This is a genomic window from Isoptericola variabilis (genome assembly GCF_050311655.1).
GTDB lineage: Bacteria > Actinomycetota > Actinomycetes > Actinomycetales > Cellulomonadaceae > Isoptericola > Isoptericola variabilis.
Genome location: NZ_JBNOZM010000010.1, coordinates 161954 through 185418, shown reverse-complemented (window position 1 = coordinate 185418; position 23465 = coordinate 161954). Strand labels below are relative to the sequence as shown.

Below are 23465 nucleotides of genomic sequence, written 5' to 3'. Positions count from 1 at the left end.
GATGACGACGACAGGGGCGACGGCGGCGACCACCGTCGTCGACAGGGTTCTCGACGGCCCGCACGGTGATCTCCCCGTGCGTGTCTACACGCCGGGGACGACGCCGGTCGCCGGCCTCGTGTGGGCGCACGGCGGGGGCTTCATGCACGGTGACCTCGACATGCCCGAGGCCGACGGCGTCGCGCGGGCGCTGGCCGCGGCCGGCGTGCTCGTCGTCAGCGTCGACTACCGCCGGGTCCTCCCGTTCGACGAGGGCGCGGTCCGGTCCGGCGCCCGGGCCGGGCGGGTGAGCGCGGAGGGTGTCCGCTTCCCGGTGCCCTCCGAGGAGGTCGGCTTCGCGTACGACTGGGCGCTCGGGGCCGACCTCGGCGTGGCGCCCGAGCGTTGGTCGATCGGCGGCGCGAGCGCGGGCGGCAACCTCGCCGCCGGCGCCTCGCTGCGGCTGCGCGACGCCGGCACGCCGGTGCGCAGCACCGTGCTCGCCTACCCGGTGGCGCACTACGCCCTGCCGCCGCACTCGGACGAGCTCGCGGCCAAGGTCGAGGCCATCGGGGGCAGCTTCCCGCCCGAGATGGTCGCCGCGATGAACGACAACTACCTCGGCCACGCCGACGGCCCGTCGTCGCCGTACGCGTTCCCGGGCGGTGCCGGGGACGACCTGCGCGGGCTGCCGCCGACGTTCGTCCTGACGTCGGACAGCGACGGGCTGCGCTCGTCCGGCGAGGCGTACGCCGCGGAGCTGGCCGCCGCCGGGGTCGACGTGCTGCTCGTCCGCGAGGACGGCACCACGCACGGCCACCTCAACCAGCCCGACCACCCCGGCTGCGCGCGCAGCCTCGCGCGGATCGCCGCGTGGCTCACGACCGACGCCCTCGTCGGCACCTCGCACGAGCCCGCGCGCTGACCCCCCGACCTTCCTGACCGCACCCACCCCCGTCCGTCGGCCGACGGACCGACCACCGGAGCACCGATGACCGACCAGACCGTCAACCCGACCGTGGAGGCCCTCGTCGCGCGGTCGAACCGCCTGGGCGCCGACCCGCGCAACACGAACTACGCCGGCGGCAACACCTCCGCCAAGGGGATCGAGAAGGACCCGGTCACCGGGCAGGACGTCGAGCTGCTGTGGGTCAAGGGCTCCGGCGGCGACCTCGGCACCCTCACCCCGAAGGGCCTCGCCGTCCTGCGGCTCGACCGCCTGCGCGCCCTCACCGAGGTGTACCCGGGCGTGGAGCGCGAGGACGAGATGGTCGCCGCGTTCGACTACTGCCTGCACGGCAAGGGCGGCGCCGCCCCCAGCATCGACACGGCCATGCACGGCCTGGTCGACGCCGCGCACGTGGACCACCTGCACCCGGACGCGGGCATCGCGATCGCGACCGCCGTCGACGGCCCGGAGCTGACGCAGAAGATCTTCGGCGGCAAGGTCGTGTGGGTGCCGTGGCGCCGGCCCGGCTTCCAGCTCGGCCTCGACATCGCGGAGATCAAGGCCGCGAACCCCGACGCGATCGGCACGGTGCTCGGCGGGCACGGCATCACGGCCTGGGGCGAGACGGCCGAGGAGGCCGAGGCGAACTCGCTGTGGATCATCGAGACCGCCGCGGCGTACATCGCCGAGCAGGGCGCGCCGGAGCCCTTCGGCCCCGCCCTCGACGGCTACGGCGCCCTGCCCGACGCCGAGCGCCGCGCCAAGGCCGCCGCGCTCGCCCCGCACCTGCGCGCCGTCGCGTCGCACGACAAGCCGCAGGTGGGCCACTTCACCGACGCGGACGTCGTCCTCGACTTCCTGGCGAGCGCCGAGCACGCGCGCCTCGCGGAGCTGGGTACCAGCTGCCCCGACCACTTCCTGCGCACCAAGGTGAAGCCGCTGGTCGTGGACCTGCCGGCCACCGCGACGGTCGAGGAGATCGTCGAGCGGCTGCCCGAGCTGCACGAGGCGTACCGCGCCGACTACACCGCCTACTACGAGCGCGGCGCCGCCGAGGCCCGCGCCCGCGGCGAGGAGCCGCCGGCCATGCGCGGCGCGGACCCGGCGATCGTCCTGGTGCCGGGCGTCGGCATGTTCTCCTACGGCGCGGACAAGCAGACGGCTCGCGTGGCGGGGGAGTTCTACGTCAACGCGATCAACGTGATGCGCGGCGCGGAGGCCCTGTCCACCTACGCGCCGATCGACGAGTCGGAGAAGTTCCGCATCGAGTACTGGGCGCTCGAGGAGGCGAAGCTCCAGCGCAAGCCGAAGCCCAAGCCGCTCGCCACCCGCATCGCGTTCGTCACCGGCGCGGCCTCCGGCATCGGCAAGGCCATCGCGACCCGCCTGGCGGCGGAGGGCGCGTGCGTCGTCGTCGCGGACCTCGACCTGGAGAAGGCCCAGGCCGCCGCAGCCGAGCTGGGCTCGACCGACGTCGCGATCGGCCTGGCGGCGAACGTCGCCGACGAGGCCGCGGTCCAGGCCGCGCTCGCCGAGGCCGTCCTCGCCTTCGGCGGCGTGGACATCGTCGTGAACAACGCGGGCCTGTCGTTGAGCAAGTCGCTCTTCGACACCACCGAGGCGGACTGGGACCTGCAGCACGACGTCATGGCCAAGGGCTCGTTCCTCGTGGCCAAGAACGCGGCGCGCATCCTCGTGGACCAGAAGCTCGGGGGCGACATCGTCTACATCTCGTCGAAGAACTCGGTGTTCGCGGGCCCGAACAACATCGCGTACTCGGCCACCAAGGCCGACCAGGCGCACCAGGTGCGGCTGCTGGCCGCCGAGCTCGGCGAGCACGGCATCAAGGTCAACGGCATCAACCCGGACGGCGTCGTGCGCGGCTCGGGCATCTTCGCCTCCGGCTGGGGCGCCAACCGCGCCAAGACGTACGGCATCGAGGAGCAGGACCTGGGCAAGTTCTACGCCCAGCGCACGCTGCTCAAGCGCGAGGTGCTCCCGGAGCACGTGGCGAACGCCGTCTACGCGCTGTGCACGTCCGACTTCTCGCACACCACCGGCCTGCACGTGCCCGTCGACGCCGGCGTGGCGCAGGCGTTCCTGCGATGACGGCGACACCTGCTGCACCGGCGCGGCTCGGCTCGACGACGGCGGGCACGCTCGCCGCCGTCGACCTGGGCGCCACCAGCGGGCGCGTCATCCTGGGCCGGTTCGGCGGACGCGACGGGCTGCGGCTGCAGCACGTGGCCCGGTTCCCCAACGACCCGGTCCGCACGCCGGACGGCCTGCACTGGAACCTGCTGGAGCTGTACCGCCAGGTGCTCGACGGCCTGGCCGTCGCCGAGCGCGAGGCCCCGGGGGAGATCCTCGGCGTCGGGATCGACTCGTGGGCCGTGGACTACGGCCTGCTGCGCGGCGGCCGCCTGCTCGGCGTGCCGTACCACTACCGCGACGCGCGGACGGCGGGCGGCGTGGAGCGCGTGCACGCCCGCGTCGACTCCGCCGCGCTGTACGCGCGCAACGGGCTGCAGCACCTGCCGTTCAACACGGTGTTCCAGCTCGCCACGGAGGGGCCGCTGCTCGACCTCGCCGACCGGCTGCTGCTCGTGCCCGACCTGCTCGCGCACTGGCTCACCGGCGCGGAGGTGACCGAGCGCACCAACGCCTCGACCACCGGGCTGCTCGACGCGCGCACGGGGGAGTGGGACACGGAGCTCGCCCGCCTGGTCGGAGTCCCCTCCGGGATCCTGCCGCCCCTCGTCGACCCGGGGGCGTCGCTGGGGGCCCTGAGCCCCGACGTCGCGCAGCTCGTCGGCCGGGCCCTCGAGGTCACCGCCGTCGGCTCGCACGACACGGCGTCCGCCGTCGTCGCCGTCCCCGCGACGGACCGGGACGTCGCCTACGTCTCCTGCGGCACCTGGGGGCTCGTGGGCCTCGAGCTCGACGCGCCCGTGCTCACCGAGGAGGCCCGCCTCGCCGGCTTCACCAACGAGGGCGGCGTCGACGGCCGCACGCGGTTCCTGCACAACGTCATGGGGCTGTGGCTGCTGAGCGAGTCGATCCGCACCTGGGAGCGGGAGTCGACGGCCGCCCAGCGCTCCAGCACGCTCCAGGAGCTGCTGGCCGAGGCGGCGCACGTCAGCGCCCCGGTGGCGATCTTCGACGTCGACGACCCGCGCTTCCTGCCGCCGGGCGACATCCCGGGCCGCATCGCCGACTGGTGCCGCGAGCACGACCAGCCCGTGCCGGCCTCGCGCGGACAGTACGTGCGCAGCATCGTCGAGAGCCTCGCGCAGGCGTTCGCGGACGCCGTCACGACGGCGGCGAAGCTCGCCGGCCGCAGCGTCACGGCGATCCACGTGGTCGGGGGCGGCGCGCAGAACACGCTGCTGTGCCAGGCGACGGCGGACCGCTCGGGGCTGCCCGTGGTCGCCGGGCCCGTCGAGGCCACCGCCATCGGCAACCTGCTGGTGCAGGCCCGCGCCCGCGGGCTGGTGGACGGCGACCTCGAGGACCTGCGCGCGCTCGTCGCCGCGGCGTTCACGCCCGAGCGCTACACGCCGCGGTAGGCCCCGCCGGACGCCACGCTCGCCGGCGCGGTGGCGGGTGCGCGGTCCGCGTCCGCGAACCGCGCCCACACGTGCTTCTCGCCGCGGTCGGTGCGGTACCAGCCGACCTCGTCGGCGATGGTCTTCGCGAGGCGCAGGCCGTGGCCGCCCTCGCCGGGCTCGCGGTCGTGCGGGACGACGGGCGGCGCCTCGGGGCTGCGGTCGACGACGTCGACCACGGCGACCTGCCCGTCGCACAGCAGCCGGGCGACCACCGGCGGCCGGGCGTGCTCCAGCGCGTTCGCCACCAGCTCGCTCGCCACCAGCACCATGCGCTGGCGCCCCGACAGGCCCCCGAGCTCGCCGGACGGGCCGACCCGGGCGGGGGCGCAGTCGCAGGGCAGGCGGCTCTCGAGGTCCGCGCGCACGTCCGCGAGGTCGTCGACGGTGCGCACGGACCACGCCCCGACCACGTCGAGCCGCCCGACGGGGACGGCCTCGACCGGCGTCACGGGCGCACGTCCGGAACCATGCAGCCTCCTGTGGCCACGGGGGATGGGTGCCTTCCGAGGGCCGCGGGAGCGGCCCGAACCGTCGTCGACCCTACTGCCCCGAGGCCGCCCCCGCGCGCGCTGCGACGAACGTCGTGGGTGGGCGCGGTCCGCGGCGCGGGACGACGTCGCCCTCGCGCCGCGGACCGCGCTCACCACGGGTGGGTCAGCGCCAGGGCTCCCACCCATCGTCGCCCGACAGGTACGCCTCGCGGGTGTGCGCGGCGGCCTCGTCGTCGGTCAGCTGCGGGCGGCCGTCGACGACCTCGCCGGCGGGCGCGGCGCCCGGGCCCGAGTTGCGGTACTCCCGCATGAGGTCGTCGCGCCACGACCAGCCGCTCATGTCCGACCAGGCGGGCGTGCCGACGTGCGCGCCCAGCCACGAGTCGCGCACGACGACGGACGGGTCGACGAGCGGGTTGCTGCTCGGGTGCCACGGGCGGCCGAGGAAGACGGTGCCCGCCGCGGCGTCCGAGGTGAACCGGGTGCCGGTGAACAGGAAGCCCTTGCCGCCCGGCACGGTCGCCGGGGCGGACACGTAGCCGTTGTTCGTCGCGGAGCCGCGGTCGAGCGAGCGGATCTCCGAGTCCTCGACGACGAGGGTGCCGCCGCCGTAGACGAAGTCGACGTCGCCCTCGACGTACGAGCCCGTGACGTACGTGCGGGCCGCGGTGTCGCCGGAGCCCGGGTCCGCCAGGTAGGTGTCCTGGTTGCCCAGCAGCCGCACGCCGTCGAGGACCGTGCGGTCGCCCGCCGTGCGCAGCGCGAGCGCCTGGCTGCCGCCGTTCGCGGCCTCGTCGTAGGCGTTCTCGACGGTGAGGTCGCGCAGCGTGACGTCGTCGGCCAGCACCGACAGCACGGGCGAGCCGGTGTGCCCGAACGTGCCGCCGTAGAACTTGGCCTGGCCGGCGGCGAGGTCGTAGGTGAGGACGACGTCCTCCGGGTCGCCGGTGGCGCCGCGGATCGTGATCCCGTCGGCGCCCGGCCACACCCGCACCACCTCGCGGTAGACGCCCGGCTCGACGACGACGTCCACCGGGTGCGGAGACCGCGCGGCCGCTCCCACGGCGGCGCCGACCGACGCGTAGTCGCCGGTGCCGTCGAGCGCGACGGTGACCGTGCGGCCCGCCTTCTCCTGGGCGCCGAGGGTGCCGGCGCCGTCGGTGACGATCCGCACGACGTCGTCCACGGCGTCCGGCGCGTACGCGTACCGCGCTGCCGGGTCGAAGGTCGGCCCGGTGTCGTCCTTGCGGCCGCGGATCGTCGTGAACCGGTTGTCCCGCGAGTCGACCTTCGACGCCGGGTCCTTGGCGACGATCGCGTCCTCGCCGTTCGAGTACACGCTCGACTCGACGACGAGCTGCGACGCGCCGCGCGACATCGTGCCGTACTGCGCCTGCCCGTCGAACCAGTTGTTGTACAGGTGGCCGGCGGCGACGTTGTCGATGCTCGCGTTGCGCTGGTAGGTGTTCGAGAACCGGTTGTGGTGCATCGTGATCTCCGTGACCACGTTGTCGGTCCAGCCCACGCCCACCGTCTTGTTGTGGTCGTGGAGGTAGTTCCACGACAGCGTGACCGCGGTGGAGTCCTTGCGGACGTCGATCAGCCCGTCCCCGAGGCGCGTGAGCTCGTTGTGGTCGATCCACACGTGGCTGGACGTGTCGACGCGGATGCCGTCGTTGTCGTTGTCGGCGCTCTTGCCGTCCCAGTCGCCCGGCACGTACGAGTCGCGGAAGCGCAGGTTGCGCACGACGACGTTCTCGACGTGGTCGAGCCGCAGGCCGACGCCCACGAGCTCGGCGCGCGACGCGAGGCCGACGATCGTCTTGTCGCTCGCCACGTCGATCATCGAGCCGAACTCGTCCGGCTCGATCGTGCCCTGGACGTAGATGGTCAGGGGCTCGTCGGACGCCGCGGCCGCGGCGAGCGCGGCCGCGTCGCGGACGGTGACGACGTCGCCGCCCGCCCCGCCCGTGGTGCCGTGCGGCAGGTCGTCCGTGGGCGTGGCGGCGAAGCCGGTCGCGACGGGCGACCAGACGGGCCCGTCCGCCGTCGTGGTCGTCGGCGCGCCGATGCGCTCGAGGACGGCGGAGCCCGCGGCGACGGGGTCGGGGCCGTCGACGGCGGACGGCGCCGCGTGCGCGGCGGGGGCGAGCAGGGTCAGGGTCAGCACCGGGGCGCCGAGCAGTGCCGCGGCGCGGGTGGTCGTGAGTCTCATGGGTGCTCCTCGGGTGGGGTCAGGAGTGGCGCGGGTCGTCGGTGGAGACGCCCCCGCCGACCAGCGGGACGTCGTCGAGCACGGTGCCGTCGCCGGCGTCGCGCAGCGCGAGGGCCTCCCGCGGGCCGTTCGCCTCGGCGTCGTAGGCGTTCTCGAGGGTGAGGTCGCGGAGCGTGACCCCGTCGGCGAGGACGGTCGCGGTGGCCCAGTCGCTCGCGGGCTTGTCGTAGGTGACGACGACGTCGGCGGGGTCGCCGGTGGCGCCGCGGATCGTCAGGCCCCCGGCGCCCGGCCAGACGGTGAGCACCTCGCGGTACGTGCCCGGCCCGACGACGATCTCGACGGGCCGCGGCGACCGCGACGCCGCGCCCACGGCAGCCTGGATCGAGAGGTAGTCGCCGGTGCCGTCCTGCGCCACGGTGACCTGGCGCCCCAGTCGCTCGTCGTGGGTGGAGCGGGTGCCGGCGTACCGGCTCAGCAGCGGCACGACGTCCTCGACGGGGTCGGCGGTGTAGTCGTAGAGGTCGGACGCCTCGAACGTGGGCCCGGTCTCGGCCGGTTCCTCGCCCCAGTTCCCGCGGAACAGGTTGCCGCGCTGGTGCACGCGGGCGGCGTCGCCGCTGAGGATGAGGGGGTTGCGGGCGTTCTCGTAGACGCTCGACTCCACCAGCAGCTGGGAGCCGCCGCGCGACGTCGTGCCGTACGAGCTCACCCCCGACAGCCAGTTGTTGTAGAGGTGGCCGAGCGCCACGTTGTCGATGCTCCCGTTGCGCTGGTGCACGTTGGAGAACCGGTTGTGGTGCAGGGTCAGCGTGGTCACCACGTTGTCCGTCCACCCGACGCCGAGCGTCTTGTTGTGGTCGTGGAAGTAGTTCCACGACGCCGTCACGGCGGTGGAGTCCTTGCGGATGTCGAGCTGGCCGTCGCCGAGCCGCGCGAACTCGTTGTGGTCCACCCACACGTGGTCCGACGTGTCGATGCGGATGCCGTCGTTGTCGTTGTCCGCGCTCTTGCCGTCCCAGTCGGCGGCGACGTACGAGTCGCGGAAGGTGAGGTTGCGGATGATGACGTTCTCGACCTCGAGCAACCGCAGCCCGCCGCCGACGAGCTCGCCGCCCGCCGCCGCGCCGACGATCGTCTTGTCGCTCCCGACGTCGATCATCGAGCCGAACGGCTCCACGTCGAGGGTGCCCTGCACGAGGATCGTCAGCGGCTCGTCGGCCGAGGCCGCCTCGGCCAGCGCCGCGGCGTCGCGCACCGTGACGGTCCGCCCGCCCGCGCCGCCGGTGGTGCCGTCGGGCAGCTCGTCGGTCGGTACGGACGCGAAGCCCGTCGCGGTGGGCGACCAGACGGGGCCGTCCGCGGTGGTCGTGGGCGGGGCGCCGATGCGGTGCAGCAGCGCTCGGCCCGCGGCCTCGGCGTCCGTGCCCGACGACGCGTGCGCGGCGGGGGCGAGCAGCGTCAGGCCCAGGACCGGGGCGGTGAGGGCCGCCACGGTCCGGCGGGCTCGCGGCCCGGGGCGGCGGGAGCCGGGGGAGGTGGGGCGGTGCGGGGTGGGTCGATGGTCCGCGGTGAAGGGCATCGTCACGCCTCTCGTGAGACTCGGGCCGGGTGGCCCTCGGGTCGGGACGAGCGGGGCGCCGGCCGGGCCCCGTCGTCGACGGCGGGCCACCCGGTGGTGCCTGGCGGTGCGGATCGTGCTGCTCGTGGTGCGGCCGACGTCGGTGTCGGTCTTCCCGTGCCCGTCGCGCTCTGCGACCGGAAACGCCTCAGAAACCGGTTTCTCACACCGTAGTCGACGAGGGTCCCGGCGTCAATAGTTCAGTGGCTGGAACCAATCGGGCTCTCGCCGCGGCGGCTCGGCGAACCTCGACCACAGGCATGGCCAGCAGGAACGACGAGGGCGGGGCGAGGGTTTCTCCGCGGCGACGTATCCCTCCCGAAGTGGAGGGCGCCCTGGCGCCCGTGAACGCGTCGCCGCGGAGAAACCCTCGCCCCGATCGCCCCGACCGAGGTTTCGGCCCGATCAAAAAACCGGCTCAGGCAGTGACGGCCCCCACGCGCCCGACCGCGAGGTCCGCCACGTCGCCCGCGCCGGCGATGTCGAGGCGCCGGTCGACGACCGCCGCCACGACGTCGACCTCGAGCGCCGACCCGGCCGCCACCGTGCGGACCGTGTCCCAGGCGAGCGCCGGGCCCAGGCCCACGTAGTCGCCCACGCGGGCGAACCACGGGTCGGGCTCCCCGGCGGGCTGGGCCAGCACCAGCGTGGTCCACGCCGCCCCGCTGCGTCGCACGACCGCCACCCAGCGGGTGCGCGAGCCGTGCACGTCCCCGCCGCGGTCGGGGCTCAGGGCGTAGGCCTCGTCCCCCGACGGCAGCCGCCAGAACCAGCCGCCGTACCCGGCCCCCGGGCGGCCGTGGGTAGCCGGGCTGCCGATCTCCACGTCGGCGTCGCCCGCGCGCAGGGTGCCGTGCCAGCCGAGCGCCCACGCGTCGACCTCCGGCAGCACCACCGCGGTGAGGCGTCGCTCCTCCGTCAGTTGCACGCCGCCGCGCTCGTCCAGCCAGCGCAGCTCCTGGGTGAGCGTGGCGCCGTCGTCCGACACCGCCGTGCGACCGGCCTCCTGGCGACCGTGGTTCGCGAGCAGCGTCGGCCCCTGGTCGCGCACGTACGTGCGCCCACCCCAGTGGCTGGTGCCGTCGACGTCGGCCACCGCCATCGACACGCCGTAGTGGTGGCGGTGGTCCAGGGGGCTCTTCGTCGTCATGGCCACGCCCTGCGCCGAGTGCACCGGGTGCAGGTACGGGCGCGGGCTGTGCACCCCGGGCATGTCCGCACCCCGTGAGTAGCGACCCAGGGGCCTGTCATCGCCGACGCCGAGCACCCAGTCGTCGTCGACGGACCGCCACCGGGCCCGGACCGTGTCGTCGCGCGCGTGCGCGCGGCCCGCGAGGTCCGCCGACGTCACGCCGAGCCGTCGCGCGGGCGGTACGGGCCCGGTGCTGCCCCGCACCACCAGGCCCGGGGTCACGTGCACGGCGATGCCCTCCGCGCCGAGGCGGGTGCGCTCCGTGCCGAGCACGCGCGCGTGCAGCAGCTCCCAGGCCCGGCGGCCCAGGTCGGCCTGCGGCACGGCCGCCGTCGTCAGCGACGGCGTCGCGTACCGGGCGAGCTCGATGTCGTCGAAGCCGCCGATCGAGATGTCGCCCGGCACGGCCACGCCGGCCTCGTTGAGGCGCGCGAGAAGGCCGAACGCGACCAGGTCGTTGAACGCCACGACGCCGGTCGCGCCGGTGGCGAGCACCGCGTCGGCCGCGCGGTACCCGGCGTCCACGGTGGGGCCGCAGGGCACGGTCGTGACGCGCAGGCCGGGGTGGCGCTCGCGGGCGTCGTCGAGGGCGCGGGCGCGAAGGCCGTTCGACGCGCTCGAGCGCGGGCCGGCGACGTACGCCAGCTCGCGGTGCCCGAGCGCGACCAGGTGGTCGACCATGCTGCGCACGCCCGCCGCGTAGTCCACGCGCACGGTCGGCACGGTGAGGCCCGGCACGTGCCGGTTGACCACGACCACCGGCTCCAGTCGCGGCAGGAGCTCCAGCAGCTCCTCCTCGGACGTCCGGGGCGCGGCGAGGACCAGCGCGTCGCACCGCTGTCGCGCCTCGAGCGCGACCTCGGCCTCGTCGGCGGTGTTCTCGGCGGTGTCGGCCACCAGGACGCGGTAGTCGTGGGGGGCGGCCGCCGCCATCGTGCCGCGCAGGATCTGCTGGAACATCGGGTTCGCCAGGTCGGGCACGACGAGCGCGACGGAGTTGGTGCGGCCGAGCGACAGGCTGCGCGCCACCCGGCTGGGCTGGTAGCGCAGGTCCTTCGCGGCGACGCGCACCCGCTCGGCGATGTCCCGGGCGACCGTGGCCCGGCCGTTCATCACGCGTGAGACGGTGGCCCGCGACACCCCCGCGGCGGCCGCCACCTCGTCGATCGTCGGCCCGCCCGCGCGGGCCATCAGGCGTCCTTCCCGGCCACGGTGACGCGCACGGGGCCGAAGGTGCCGCCGTCGTCGGGCCGCAGGTCAGCCCCGAGCGGCGCGCTCGCGAACAGGCCGACCTCGGCGCCGATCCAGTGGCCGACGACGGCCTGCCACGGCGGCGCGGTCTCGTGCCACTCGGCGTCCTCCCGCCCTGGGGCGTCGGCGCGCCAGGCCCAGGTGACCCGGCCCTCGGCGTCGACGACGGTGCGCAGGACGACGCCGGCCGCGCCGGCGGGCACGGGTTCCTGCGCGAGGACCTCCTCGTCGCCGTACGTACCGCCGCGGCGCACCGTCACCTCGACGCCGCCAGGCGTGCGCACCAGGCCCGCCCAGGCGTACTCGCGGCCGAGGACGACGACGCCCGCGCGGGTGCCGGGCGCGTCGCCGGTGAGCCCGACCCGCGTCTCCCAGGTGCTCGGCTGCCCCGGCAGCTGCTGGCTCAGCACCGCGCCCTGGTCGCGCAGGTTGCCCCGTGGCGACGGCTGCGCGGGCAGGCGCAGCGTGCCGCCGCCGTCGGCCACGGCCCAGCCCTCGGCGGGGTTCGCCTGCCAGTGCCAGCGGGGCGCGAGGCCCGGCGCCGCGAAGTCGTCGCTGCGCACCGGCTCGCCCGGCTCGGCGCCGGGCACCGGCGTCGGGTGGGTGAGCACCGGCGAGCCTTCGTCGCCCATGACCGGCCAGCCGTCGTCGTCCCACCGCAGGGGCTGCAGGTGCACGACGCGGCCGAAGACGCCGCGGTCCTGGAAGTGCAGGAACCAGTCGTCGCCGTCGGGGGTGTCCACCCACGCGCCCTGGTGCGGGCCGTTGACGGGCGAGTCGCCCTGGGCCAGCACCACGCGGTGCTCGTACGGCCCCCACACCGACCGCGAGCGGAAGGCGACCTGGTAGCCGGTCGCGACGCCGCCCGCGGGGGCGAAGATCCAGTACCAGCCGTCGCGCTGGTAGAGCTTGGGGCCCTCGAGCGTGCGGAATCCCGGCAGCTCGTCGCCGTCGACGACGGTGCGCGCCGGCCCGACGACCCGGCGCAGGCCGGGGTCCACCTCGACCACCGTGAGGCGGTTCTTCACGCCCGCGCGGCTCTTGGCCCAGCCGTGGACGAGGTAGGCGCGCCCGTCGTCGTCCCACAGGGGGCACGGGTCGATGAGGCCCTGGCCCGGGACCAGGCACCACGGCTCCGACCACGGGCCGCGCGGGTCGGCGGCCGTGAGGACGAAGATCCCGTGGTCCGGGTCGGGGTACACGATCCAGAACAGGCCGTCGTGGTACCGCAGGCTGGGCGCCCACACCCCGGAGCCGTGCCGGGGGAGCGCGTAGTGCCCGGACTGGGGCAGCGCGGGCAGCGCGTTCGCCACGTGCTCCCAGCTCACGAGGTCGCGCGAGTGCAGCACGGGCAGCCCGGGGGCGCGGTTGAAGCTGGACGCGATCAGCCAGTAGTCGTCCCCGACGCGCACCGCGTCGGGGTCCGGCCAGTCCGCGTCGAGGACCGGGTTGCTGTAGTGGGTCATGGTCGCCTTCCGTCACGTCGCTGGGACAGTCGGCGAGAAACCGTGAGAAACCGGTTCCCGCCGTGCTGTGCCCAGCCTAGCAACCGGTTTCCGCTGCAGGGAACGCCTGGGTGGCGACGGAGGGTGCCACCCAGGCCCGCCGGTCAGCCCGCGGCGGTGCGGACCAGCGCCGTCAGCCTCTCCTCGACGGCGGGCGTCCAGGCCAGCACGGCGAACGCCGTCGGCCACAGGTCGCCGTCGTCGAGCTGCGCCGCGAAGTCGAAGCCGACCGTCGCGTACCGGGTCTTGAACTTCACGGCCGGCTGCACGAACACCACCATCTTCCCGGCGGCGTTCGCAAAGCCCGGCATGCCGTAGTACGTCTTGGGCACCAGGTGCGGCGCGACCTCGGTGACGACCCGGTAGAGACCCTCGGCGATGTCGCGGTCCGTGCCGTCGAGCGGCTCGATCGCGTCGCGCACCGCCTTCTCCCCGGCGGCGCGGTTCTTGCCCGCCTTCTCCTGCTCGCGCAGCTCCTTGGCGCGCTGCTTGACGGCGGCGCGCTCGTCGGCGCTCAGACCCTCGGACGTGGCCATGACGTTCCTCCCGGCTGGTGGTGCGGCGCCCCGTCGGCGTCGCACGACCCACGCTAGGGAGCGCCGGCCCGTCGCGCTTCTTCGATCCTGACCCGTCCTGACCAGGACCGACCCGTCCTGATCGGTCGCTCACGCCCCGTGGGACGCACGACGACGCCCCGCCGCCTCGGCTGCGAGGCGACGGGGCGTCGTGCGGCGGGTCGGCGTCGGCGACAGACCCGCACCGGGGTGTCAAGGCCCGGTGTGCTGCGGGGTGGGGCTACGCCAGGTGCGGCAGCACGTGCCGCGCGAACCGCTCGCCGACCGTGCGGGCGGTGTCGCGCGGGTCGTCGGCCCAGATCTCCTCGTTGAAGATCTCGGTCTCGACGTCACCGGTGTAGCCCGCCTCGGCCACCCAGCGCGAGATCGTGGGGAAGTCGACGTACCCGTCGCCCACGTGCCCGCGCGAGTTGAGGGGGTCGGCGGCCAGCGGCAGGTTCCAGTCGCACACCTGGTAGCCGGCGATGCGTCCCTCGGCCCCGGCCCGCGCGATCGACTCGCGCAGCTGCGGGTCCCACCACACGTGATAGGTGTCGACGACGACGCCCACCGTCTCGGGCGCGAACGGCGCCGCGAGGTCGAGCGCCTGCCCCAGGGTGGAGATCACCGCGCGGTCGGCGGCGAACATCGGGTGCAGCGCCTCGAGCACGATCCGCACGTCGTGCTCGGCCGCGAACGGCGCGAGCTCGGCGATCCGGTCCGCCACGCGGGCGCGGGCGGCGACGACGTCGCGGTCGCCCGGGCCGGCGTCAGCCCGCGGGCCCTGACCGGGCTCGCTGAGGGCGGGCAGCCCGCCGACGACGAACACGAGCTCGCGGGTGCCGACGCCCGCAGTCTCCTCGATGGCGCGCTTGTTGTCGTCGAGCGCGGCGGCGATGCCCGCCTCGTCGGCGGCCGTGAGGAACCCGCCGCGGCACAGGGACGAGACGCGCAGCCCGGCGTCCGACACGATCCGCGCAGCCTTCTCGGCCCCGTGCTCCTGCACCTGGTGGCGCCACAGCCCGACGGCGCCGAGCCCCGCCGTGGCCGCGGCGTCGACCGCCTCGGCGAGCGACGCGTGCTTGACGGTCGCGGTGTTGAGGGAGCAGCGGCTCAGGTCGGCGCCGGACGGTGCGGCGGTCATGCGGTCACCCCGTTCGTCACCAGCAGGGCGTCCAGGCGGCGGGCGGCCAGCGCCGGGTCGAGGAGCATGCCGCAGCCGTCGGCGAGGCGCGCCAGCTCCACCAGGTGCGCCAGCGAGCGGCCGGACTGCAGGCCGCCCACGAGCTGGAACCCGGCCTGGAAGCCGTTCAGCCAGGACAGGAACGCCACGCCCGTCTTGTAGTAGTAGGTCGGCGCCGCGAAGATGTGCCGGCCCAGCTTCTCGGTCGAGGCGAGGATCGCGTGCCCCCGGCCCGCCTCCCCGGCGTCGAACGCCTGCAGCGCCGTGGACGCGGCCGGGTAGATCGCGGCGAAGATGCCGAGCAGGGCGTCGGAGTGCCCCTGCTCGTCGCCCGCGATCAGCTCGGGGTAGTTGAAGTCGTCGCCGGTGTAGAGGCGCACGGGCGAGCCGTCGAGGTCGGCCAGCGCCCGGCGCAGCCCGATCTCGTGCTGCGCGTCGAGCAGCGACACCTTGACGCCGTCCACCCTGTCCTGGTGCGCCTTGATGAGGTCGAGGAAGGTGGCGGTCGCGGACGCCACGTCGTCGGACCCCCAGTAGCCCGCGAGGGCCGGGTCGAACATCGTGCCCAGCCAGTGCAGGACGACGGGCTTGTCGGCCTCGGCCAGCACGGCGTCGTAGACACGGGCGTAGTCCTCGGCAGAGCGGGCCACCTTCGCGAGCGCTCGCGAGGCCATGACGATGACCTGCGCCCCGGCGTCCTGCACCACGCGCACCTGCTCGCGGTAGGCGTCGATCACGGCGGCGAGGCCTGCCTCGCCCGGCTCGACGGACGCGGGGTCGAGCTGGTCGGTGCCCGCGCCGCACGCGATGCGCGCGCCGACGGACGCGGCCTCGGCCGACGACCGGCGCACCAGCTCCTGCGTCGCGGCCCAGTCGAGGCCCATCCCGCGCTGGGCGGTGTCCATGGCGTCGGCGACGCCGAGCCCGAAGCGCCAGATCTCGTGCCGGTAGGCGAGCGTCGCGTCCCAGTCGACGACGGCGGGCGCGCCGGGCACGTTCTCGGCGCCGACCTGGGGCACCACGTGCGCCGCGGCGAACGCGACGCGCGACGTGATCGGCGCGGCCGGGGCGTGCCACGGGCCCGGCGCGTTGAGCTCCCGAACCTCCGTGCCGGTGGCGCGGCCCGCGGCGTCGAACCGGGGGAGGCGGACGGTGACGCCGCTGGGCGTCAGCTCGGGGGCGAGCGCGGGGTCGAGGGTAGGGGTGCTCGTCGGGGCGGTCACAGCGTGATCTCCGGGACGTCGAGGCGGCGGCCCTCGGCCGACGACTGCAGGCCCAGCTCGGCGAGCTGCACGCCGCGCGCGGCGGACAGCAGGTCGAAGCGGTGGGGGCGGCCGGCGACGACGTCGCGCAGGAACTCCTCCCACTGGAGCTTGAAGCCGTTGTCGAGGTCGGCGTTCGCGGGCACCTCGAGCCACTGGTCGCGGAACGGCTCCGTGACGGGCAGGTCCGGGTTCCACACGGGCTTGGGGGTGTGGGCGCGCTGCTGCGCGACGCACTTGCGCAGGCCCGCCACGGCCGAGCCGTGCGTGCCGTCGACCTGGAACTCGACGAGCTCGTCGCGGTACACGCGCACCGCCCAGGAGGAGTTGATCTGCGCCACGACCGGGTCGCCGCCCGGGGTCTCGATCTCGAAGATGCCGTACGCGGCGTCGTCGGCGGTGGCGGCGTACTCCTTGCCCTGCTCGTCCCACCGGGTGGGGATGTGGGTGATCGTCTGGGCGTTGACGGTCTTCACCGCGCCGAGGATGCCCTCGAGGACGTAGTTCCAGTGGCAGAACATGTCCGTGGTCATGCCGCCGCCGTCCTCCTTGCGGTAGTTCCACGACGGGCGCTGGGCGGCCTGGTGCTCGCCCTCGAACACCCAGTAGCCGAACTCGCCGCGCAGGGACAGGATGCGGCCGAAGAAGCCCTCGTCCACGAGGCGGCGCAGCTTGACCAGGCCGGGCAGGTACAGCTTGTCGTGCACGACGCCGGCGGTGACGCCGGTCTCCTCGCGCAGGCGGGCCAGCTCGACGGCCTCGGCCAGCGTCTCGGCGGTCGGCTTCTCCGTGTAGACGTGCTTGCCCGCCTGCATCGCCTTGGTGAGCGTCTTGGCGCGCAGCGAGGTCATCGACGCGTCGAACACGATGTCCGTGCTCGGGTCGGCGATGATCCCGTCGAGGTCGGTCGTGTACTCGGTGACCCCGTGCCTCGCGGCCAGCTCGGCGAGCTTGGACTCGTTGCGGCCCACGAGCACGGGCTCCACCTGCACGCGCGAGCCGTCGGGCAGCTCGACGCCGCCCTGCTCGCGGATCGGCAGGATCGAGCGCACGAGGTGCTGGCGGTAGCCCATGCGGCCCGTGACGCCGTTCATCGCGATGCGCAGCGTGCGCGTGGGTGTGCTCACTCGGGACTCCTTCGTCGTCGTCGACGCCGCGAGGCGTCGCCGGATGGCGGGCGCAGGCCCCGTCGCGGCGCGAGGAGGAATGCGCTTTCCCGCCCACGGTAAGGTGTCCCCGGCGAGCGCGTCAAGACGTGCTGCCGCCGGAGGGCGACGGTGCCGCCGGGGCCAGCGGGCGGTGCAGCGGTGAGCCCGCCACGGACGGAGCAGGAGGAGCAGGTGGCACGAGCGAGGTTGCAGGACGTCGCCGACCGCGCGGGGGTCTCCCTCGCCACGGCGTCGCGGGTGCTCAACGGTTCGGCGCGCCAGCCCGGCGCCGACCTGGTCGCGCGGGTCAAGGCCGCGGCGGGGGAGCTGGGCTACGTCGTCAACGCTCAGGCCCAGGCGCTGGCGCGTGCCCGCTCGGGGCTCCTGGGGCTCGTCGTGCAGGACATCTCCGACCCGTACTTCTCCTCCATCGCCGCCGGGGCGCAGGCCGCCGCCCGGGCGAGCGGGCGCCTCGTGCTGCTCGCGTCGACCGGTCGCGATCCCGTGGCCGAGCGGGAGGCCGTCGCCGCGTTCGCCGCCCAGCGCGTGGACGCCGTCGTCGTCGCCGGCACCCGGTGGACCCCGGACGACGACGCAGCCCTCGAGGCGGAGCTCGATGCGTTCGTCGCCGCGGGCGGCCGGTCCGTCATCGTGGGCCAGCCCGTGGGTGACGGGTCCGTGGTGCGCCCGCCCAACGCCACCGGCGCCCGCGCCCTCGCGGAGGCGCTGCTGGCCCAGGGGCAGCGGCAGTTCGTCGTGCTGGGTGGGCCGGCGCGCGTCGTGACGTCGCGCGAGCGCACCGACGCGTTCACCGCCGCCGCCCGTGCCGCCGGCGGCGAGGTCGCGGAGGTGCTGGTCACCGAGTTCTCGCGCGACGGCGGCTACGCGGCCGGCGACGACGTCGCCGAGCTGGTGCGCGAGCGCGCGGCCGAGGAGCCGCTCACGGTCTTCGCCGTCACGGACGTCATGGCCATCGGGCTCATCGCCCGCCTCCGCGAGCTGGGCGTCGAGGTGCCGCGCGACGTGCGCGTCGCGGGGTTCGACGACGTCCCCACCCTGCGCGACCACGTGCCCGCCCTGTCCACCGTGCGCATCCCGCTCGAGGAGATGGGCAGCCTCGCCGTGCAGGCCGCCGTCGGCGACACCGCCCCCGGCGCCGTCACCGAGGTCGACTTCGAGGTGCAGCTGCGCGACTCGACGCGCTGACGGGCCCGGCGTCGTGCGCGGCCGACGCGCTCAGGCGCGCGCGAGCGTCAGCCCCAGTCCGCGGTGCGCGCGCTCGATCGTGGCGGCGTAGGCCGACAGCATCCGCACGTGGCTGAACCGGGGCCGCGCGGCGACGAGCGCGCCGGCGAGGGCGTCCCGTCGTGCGGCCGCCTCGCGCCACGCGGCGGCGATCTCGGCCGGGTCGAAGCCCGTGACGAGGCCGATGCCGTCCACGATCCGCGCGCTGTCGCCCACCGGCGTGGTCACGGGGACCGCCCCGCACATGGCGCCCTCGATGAGGCAGAGCGGCGCCGCCTCGCCGAACGACGACGTGAGCGCCACGACGTCAGACGCCGCGAGCACCTGCTCCATGTCGTGGCGGACTCCGAGCAGGTGGACGCGGCCCAGCAGGTCCGGGCGGTCCGCGAACGCGTGGTCGAGGTCGGCCGCGAGGTCCGGGTTGCCGGCGCTCATGCCGGAGCCGCACATCACGACGTGCGCGCCGGCGTCGTGCCCCAGCAGCTCGCGGGCCGCGGCGACGAACAGCCGGGGGTTCTTCATCGCGTCGTAGCGGGCGGCGTAGGTGACGACCGTCCCGTCCGCGGGCAGCCGGTGCGCCCCGCGGACGGCCAGGCGGCGCGCGGGCCGGGCCGAGCGGAAGCGCGTGAGGTCGACGCCGTTGGGGATCACCCGCAGCAGGTGCGCGGGCACCCCGGCGGCCTCGTAGGCGGCGCGCGTGGACTCGGCGCAGCAGACGACGGCGGCGAGCCGGCCGTCGTCCGCGGCGCGCAGCAGGTGCCCCAGCCCCGACCCCTGGTGCTCCGGGTCCGACCGGTGCAGGCAGGCGACCACCGGCCGGTCGGGCAGCGCGTCCGGGCGGGACAGCAGCCGCAGCGGCTGCTCCTTGAGCGACAGCACCACGTCGGCGGCGCGCAGCTCCCGGGCCAGGATCTCCGTCTCCGCGTCGGTGAGGACCTCCGGGTCGTGCGGCACGTCCGAGGACCGGCCCAGCGACGTCACCCGGACGCCGGCCGCCGTCAGCTGCCGGTAGCGCCGGTCGTCGGTCATGCGTTGCAGCGCGGCGTCGCGGCGCACCTCGTCGTGGACGCTCAGCGCCGCGTGCCGCTGGCGGCCCTGGGCGTGCAGGCCCGCCACGACGGACGAGTGCAGCACGCGGGCGCCGCCGCTGAAGAACCCCTCGTAGAGGGACAGGACCCGCAGGGCCCGGGGCTCGGCATACCGCTCGGTCATGGGGACCACCTCCTGCGGCCAGCGTGACCGCTGATGATGTGCTCCGGATGACCGTGGTGTGACGTTCGCATGACGCTCCGCGGACCGTGTCCAGGCCTGGAGGCACCCGTCGGGACGGCGGGCGCGGGGTCAGCGCGTCCCGGCGGCGGGGGGCCCTGCCCGGCCCGGGCGGACGACGCGTCCCAGGTACCAGCGGGCGAGCCGCTCGAACCAGGGCATGGCCGCGCGGACCGTGGGGGCTGCGGGGTGGATCGTGGCGCCGGGCGTGGCGGCGTTCGTCGACATCGGGGACGTTCCTCGGGTCGCAGGACGGCTGGGCGTGCGCGTCGGTGGCGCCCGCGTGCGTGGAGCCGCGGGGCGCCACCGACGCCGCTGTGATCAGCTGCCGGTCTCGATGGCGGCCGGCGACCCGGCGGAGTGGCTGACCTCGATCCGGCGAGGCTTGGCCTCCTCGGACACCGGGATGGTGAGGGTCAGCACGCCGTCGGCGTACCCGGCGCTGATCTGGTCAAGCGCCAGCCCGCGCCCGAGCGTGACCTGGCGGGCCACCGTGCCCGCCGGCCGCTCGCGCAGCAGCCACTGGCCCTCGCCGGACCGGGGGGTGCGCTCGGCCCGGATCGTCAGCGTGCGGTCCTCGCACGAGACGTCGATGCTGCCGGGATCGATGCCGGGAAGGTCGACCGCCAGGATGTAGTGGTCGCCCTCGCGGAAGAGGTCCATCGGCATGCCAGGGGCGTTGCGGCCGTTGAGCGCCAACGAGCCGAACAACCGGTCCATGTCCTGGAACGGGTCCCAGTAGGTAGCCATCGCGCATCACCTCCCTGATGGGGGCCGCGGCGCAGCGGCCCCGTCCGCGATCGACGTGCCGGGCCTTCCGGCACGCTGGCTACACTCCAGGTTTTAGCACTCGAACCCCGAGAGTGCCAGCACCCGTCGATCGCCGACGGCGAACAGGACGTCAGTCGAGGCAGAACTCGTTGCCCTCGACGTCCTGCATCGTGATGCAGGACTCCTCGTCGCCGTCGGCGAGCTGCGTCCACAGGTGCGTCGCGCCGAGGGGCTCGAGCCGTGCCTGCTCGGCCCGCAGTGCGGCCAGGCGCTCGTCGCCGGTCAGCCCGGTGCCGACGCGGACGTCGAGGTGCACCCGGTTCTTCACCGCCTTGCCCTCGGGCACGCGCTGGAAGTACAGCCGCGGGCCCTCGCCGGTGGGGTCCTGCGCGACGCAGTCCACGCCCTCGGGCATGACGTACCCGAGCACCTCGCACCAGAACCGGGCGACCCGCTCCGGGTCCGCGCAGTCGAAGGTCACCTGGAACTTCCGCACCGTAGCCATGCGCTCACCGTAGGCGCCGGGCCTGACGGGCGGCAGCGGATTCAGGGGGCGAGGAGCGCCCGGATGTCCCGCTCCGCCTGCGCGGGCGTGACGAGGCGGCAGCCGAGGTCCGTCCAGCGGCGGACCAGCGCGGGCTCGGCCCGCAGCAGGCCCCAGCCGCGCCGCACGAGCGTGGGCAGCGGCTTGCGCGACTCGGCGACGTCGCGCAGGAACCGGAACCAGAAGTTCACGACGCGCGGCTGGCTGAGGCAGATCGCGTCGGCGAGGATCCCGTCCGCCCGGCACGCGGCCACCAGCTCGGCGGCGAAGATCCCCTCGGCGACGACGACGGGCGCGTCGCCCGCCTCGAGCACCGTGCCGCCCGTGCGGCGCGAGGTGGGGATGTCGTACACCGGAACGTCGGCGCGGCCCGTGCGCACGACCGCCCGCAGCGCGTCCAGTGCGGCGGCGGAGTCCCAGCTGCGGGGGTCGTCCCAGTCGACGATGCCGTACCGCATCGGCATCCCCGGGAAGTCGACGTCGTGGTAGAAGTCGTCGAGGTTCATCACCGGCAGCCCCAGCCGCCGCGTGAGCGCCGTCTTGCCCGACCCCGACGGCCCGGTGAGCAGCACGATCTTCCGGGCAGGACGTCGGGCGCCGGGCGGCACCTCGAAGAGGGCGTCGGAGTCGTTCGCCGGCTCGTCCACCGGCGGCGCGCTGTCGGTCACGGGCAACCATTCTGCGGCCTGTGCCGCGCGCTGACGACCGCCGCGGGGCGCGAGCGCGCCGGCCGCGGTCCAGGCATTGCGAAAACGATATCGACATCGTTATATTCACGGCGTCGGACCATCGTCGGCTCGCCCGAGCCGCCGGAGACCCGGCCGGAGAGGAACAACGATGTCCCATTCCCCCCAGCTGAAGCGCGCCGTCGCCGTCGCGGCGTCGGCCGTCACCGCCCTCGCGCTGGCCGTGCCCGCGGCCCAGGCCGCGCGACCCGACCCCACCCTCCGCTCCGAGGCCCCGCGCGACCTCGAGATCGGCAGCGCGGTGTGGGGCAAGAACGAGCTGATCGGCTACGACCGCAAGAACCCGAACGAGTTCCAGACGATCCTCGGGGACGAGTTCGGCTCGCTCACCCCCGAGAACGACATGAAGTGGGCCGAGCTCCACCCGGAGCCCGGTGTCTACGACTTCTCCGGCGCGGACGCGGTCGTGGCGTTCGCCAAGGCCAACGGCCAGGAGGTGCGCGGGCACACGCTGCTCTGGCACAGCCAGAACCCGGAGTGGGTGACCGAGGCCGCCGCCACCTGGACGTGCGACGAGGCGCGCGACGTCCTCGAGGACCACGTACGCACCGTCGTCGGCCGCTACGCCGGCGAGATCTACGAGTGGGACGTGATCAACGAGGTGATGCAGGACGACTGGGACGCCGGCGGCGTCCGCCTGCGCACCGAGGCCAACCCGTTCCTCAAGGCGTGCGCGGACGACCCCGTCGGCCTGATCGGCGACGTCTTCCGTTGGGCGCACGAGGCCGACCCCGACGCGCTGCTCTTCATGAACGACTACAACGCGGAGGGCATCAACGCCAAGACCGACGCCTACTACGACCTTGCCAAGGAGCTGCTCGCCGACGGCGTGCCGCTCCAGGGCTTCGGCGCGCAGGCGCATCTCAGCCTCCAGTACGGCTTCGACGACTCGATGCAGGCGAACTTCGAGCGGTTCGCCGACCTGGGGCTGAAGGTGGCCGTCACCGAGGCGGACGTCCGGATGCCGCTGGGCGACGACGGCGAGCCGACCGCCGAGCAGATCGCCACCCAGGCCGACCGGTACGACCGGCTGCTGCAGGCGTGCCTGGACGTGGCCGCCTGCACGAGCTTCACGGTGTGGGGCTTCGACGACGATCGGTCGTGGGTGCCGGGCGTCTTCCCGGAGGGGTACGCGACGATCATGACCGGGGACTTCGAGAAGAAGCCGGCGTACGTCGCGCTGCTCGACGGCCTGGCCGACGCCACGCCGGGAACGTCGCCGCGGACGCCGCCGGGCCTGAGCTCCTAGGCCTGCCTCGGCGCTCCGTGGGTGGGGTGTCGCCGGGCACGGTTGCGCGAGCCCGGCGACACCCCCCTCCCTACGGGAGCTCACCGTGTCTCGCGGAGCCACCCGGCGAAGAGTCTCGTCATCAGCGGCATGACCACGAAGGTCATCAGGCAGACCAGCGTCATCGAGAGCACCAGCGTCGTCACGACGACCGGCAAGCGCCGGATCAGCGGCGCGCCGACCGACAGGAGAAGCGTGATCAGCGGGTACGCCGCGATCCAGGTGACGACGGCCATCTTGTAGCGCTGGGGCTGCGCCGCGACACGACCGGGCGAGGCGCCCTTCTGTGCCCCTCCGGCGTCCGGCGTCACCGGTCCGCCTCGTAGTTCACCCACGCCACCTGATACGGGTGGCTCGCCTTCCACTTGTGGACGACGTCGACCGCGCCCGGTGCGGCGAACAGCGTGGCGAGGTCGTCCCGGTCGTCGACGCCGAAGTGCAGGACCGCGGTCGCGACGAGCGCCGGGATCGCGTCCTCGCCAGGAACCGGGACGTGGCGGTGCGTGGAGAAGGTGCGCACCACGCCGGTGGCGCGCATCGAGGTTTCGATGTCTGCAAGGAATTGGCCGAGTTCGGTGTCGGAGATCGCATCGTCGAAGGACACGAGCATCGTGTGGGTGATCATGCGACCAGTGAAGCGC

21 protein-coding genes are annotated in these 23465 nt (G+C 74.6%); 5 read left to right on the top strand and 16 right to left on the bottom strand.

Features of this window, described 5'->3' with window-relative positions; all coding sequences use genetic code 11:
- Position 1 precedes the first annotated feature (1 nt).
- The 3 genes from ACQP60_RS19860 (at position 2) to ACQP60_RS19850 (ending at position 4497) form a co-directional block, all read left to right on the top strand.
- The gene (locus ACQP60_RS19860) at positions 2–904 is read left to right on the top strand and encodes an alpha/beta hydrolase fold domain-containing protein (protein WP_429736153.1); all 903 of its coding nucleotides are present in this window, start codon (positions 2–4) and stop codon (positions 902–904) included.
- 66 nt (positions 905–970) lie between these two features.
- Positions 971–3037: a bifunctional aldolase/short-chain dehydrogenase gene (locus tag ACQP60_RS19855; protein WP_429736151.1), complete on the top strand. Its 2067-nt coding sequence runs from the start codon at positions 971–973 to the stop codon at positions 3035–3037.
- Positions 3034–4497, top strand: a complete 1464-nt coding sequence (locus tag ACQP60_RS19850) for a rhamnulokinase (protein ID WP_429736149.1) — start codon at positions 3034–3036, stop codon at positions 4495–4497. Before ACQP60_RS19855 ends, ACQP60_RS19850 begins: the two co-directional genes overlap by 4 nt.
- Here ACQP60_RS19850 and ACQP60_RS19845 read toward each other — a convergent pair.
- The 9 genes from ACQP60_RS19845 to ACQP60_RS19805 all read right to left on the bottom strand — a co-directional run bounded on the left by ACQP60_RS19845 (position 4482) and on the right by ACQP60_RS19805 (position 16907).
- Positions 4482–4988 carry an ATP-binding protein gene (locus ACQP60_RS19845; RefSeq protein WP_429736147.1) on the bottom strand — a complete coding sequence of 169 codons (507 nt, stop codon included), beginning with the start codon at positions 4986–4988 and terminating at the stop codon, positions 4482–4484. The genes ACQP60_RS19850 and ACQP60_RS19845 overlap by 16 nt on opposite strands.
- Positions 4989–5193: 205 nt before the next feature.
- Entirely contained in the window at positions 5194–7245 is a 2052-nt protein-coding gene (locus ACQP60_RS19840) for a pectinesterase family protein (protein WP_429736145.1), read from the bottom strand.
- Positions 7246–7264: 19 nt separating this feature from the next.
- A complete protein-coding gene (locus tag ACQP60_RS19835; RefSeq protein WP_429736143.1) occupies positions 7265–8827 on the bottom strand; it encodes a pectinesterase family protein in 1563 nt (520 codons plus the stop codon).
- Between the two features lie 457 nt (positions 8828–9284).
- The gene (locus ACQP60_RS19830) at positions 9285–11249 is read right to left on the bottom strand and encodes a DUF6807 family protein (RefSeq protein WP_429736141.1); all 1965 of its coding nucleotides are present in this window, start codon (positions 11247–11249) and stop codon (positions 9285–9287) included.
- Positions 11249–12775 (bottom strand): glycoside hydrolase family 43 protein, encoded by a 1527-nt coding sequence (locus ACQP60_RS19825; RefSeq protein WP_429736139.1) that lies wholly within the window; start codon positions 12773–12775, stop codon positions 11249–11251. Before ACQP60_RS19825 ends, ACQP60_RS19830 begins: the two co-directional genes overlap by 1 nt.
- A gap of 143 nt (positions 12776–12918) precedes the next feature.
- A complete protein-coding gene (locus ACQP60_RS19820) occupies positions 12919–13350 on the bottom strand; it encodes a hypothetical protein (RefSeq protein WP_429736137.1) in 432 nt (143 codons plus the stop codon).
- 259 nt (positions 13351–13609) lie between these two features.
- A complete protein-coding gene (locus tag ACQP60_RS19815; protein WP_429736135.1) occupies positions 13610–14512 on the bottom strand; it encodes a sugar phosphate isomerase/epimerase family protein in 903 nt (300 codons plus the stop codon).
- The gene (locus ACQP60_RS19810) at positions 14509–15723 is read right to left on the bottom strand and encodes a dihydrodipicolinate synthase family protein (protein ID WP_429736203.1); all 1215 of its coding nucleotides are present in this window, start codon (positions 15721–15723) and stop codon (positions 14509–14511) included. The genes ACQP60_RS19815 and ACQP60_RS19810 overlap by 4 nt, the downstream gene beginning before the upstream one ends.
- Before the next feature lie 47 nt (positions 15724–15770).
- The gene (locus ACQP60_RS19805; RefSeq protein ID WP_429736201.1) at positions 15771–16907 is read right to left on the bottom strand and encodes a Gfo/Idh/MocA family protein; all 1137 of its coding nucleotides are present in this window, start codon (positions 16905–16907) and stop codon (positions 15771–15773) included.
- Between the two features lie 246 nt (positions 16908–17153).
- Between ACQP60_RS19805 and ACQP60_RS19800 the strand changes: the two genes are divergently transcribed.
- A complete protein-coding gene (locus tag ACQP60_RS19800; RefSeq protein ID WP_429736133.1) occupies positions 17154–18167 on the top strand; it encodes a LacI family DNA-binding transcriptional regulator in 1014 nt (337 codons plus the stop codon).
- Positions 18168–18197: 30 nt separating this feature from the next.
- Here the strand turns inward: ACQP60_RS19800 and ACQP60_RS19795 are convergent, their stop codons facing one another.
- The 5 genes from ACQP60_RS19795 to ACQP60_RS19775 all read right to left on the bottom strand — a co-directional run bounded on the left by ACQP60_RS19795 (position 18198) and on the right by ACQP60_RS19775 (position 21458).
- The gene (locus tag ACQP60_RS19795) at positions 18198–19418 is read right to left on the bottom strand and encodes a glycosyltransferase (RefSeq protein ID WP_429736131.1); all 1221 of its coding nucleotides are present in this window, start codon (positions 19416–19418) and stop codon (positions 18198–18200) included.
- 129 nt (positions 19419–19547) lie between these two features.
- The gene (locus tag ACQP60_RS19790) at positions 19548–19703 is read right to left on the bottom strand and encodes a hypothetical protein (protein WP_429736129.1); all 156 of its coding nucleotides are present in this window, start codon (positions 19701–19703) and stop codon (positions 19548–19550) included.
- Positions 19704–19796: 93 nt separating this feature from the next.
- The gene (locus ACQP60_RS19785) at positions 19797–20225 is read right to left on the bottom strand and encodes an Hsp20/alpha crystallin family protein (RefSeq protein ID WP_429736127.1); all 429 of its coding nucleotides are present in this window, start codon (positions 20223–20225) and stop codon (positions 19797–19799) included.
- A gap of 151 nt (positions 20226–20376) precedes the next feature.
- On the bottom strand, positions 20377–20751 hold the full coding sequence (locus ACQP60_RS19780; RefSeq protein WP_429736125.1) for a VOC family protein: 375 nt from the start codon (positions 20749–20751) through the stop codon (positions 20377–20379).
- Positions 20752–20792: 41 nt separating this feature from the next.
- On the bottom strand, positions 20793–21458 hold the full coding sequence (locus tag ACQP60_RS19775) for a uridine kinase family protein (protein ID WP_429736123.1): 666 nt from the start codon (positions 21456–21458) through the stop codon (positions 20793–20795).
- A gap of 169 nt (positions 21459–21627) precedes the next feature.
- On the opposite strand from ACQP60_RS19775, the gene ACQP60_RS19770 reads away from it, so the two are divergent.
- A complete protein-coding gene (locus tag ACQP60_RS19770; protein ID WP_429736121.1) occupies positions 21628–22785 on the top strand; it encodes an endo-1,4-beta-xylanase in 1158 nt (385 codons plus the stop codon).
- A gap of 80 nt (positions 22786–22865) precedes the next feature.
- On the opposite strand, the gene ACQP60_RS19765 is transcribed toward ACQP60_RS19770, so the two are convergent.
- Complete coding sequence (locus tag ACQP60_RS19765) at positions 22866–23135, bottom strand: putative antibiotic biosynthesis monooxygenase (RefSeq protein ID WP_429736119.1); 270 nt, start codon at positions 23133–23135, stop codon at positions 22866–22868.
- Positions 23132–23449 (bottom strand): hypothetical protein, encoded by a 318-nt coding sequence (locus ACQP60_RS19760; RefSeq protein WP_429736117.1) that lies wholly within the window; start codon positions 23447–23449, stop codon positions 23132–23134. Before ACQP60_RS19760 ends, ACQP60_RS19765 begins: the two co-directional genes overlap by 4 nt.
- Between the last annotated feature and the right edge of the window lie 16 nt (positions 23450–23465).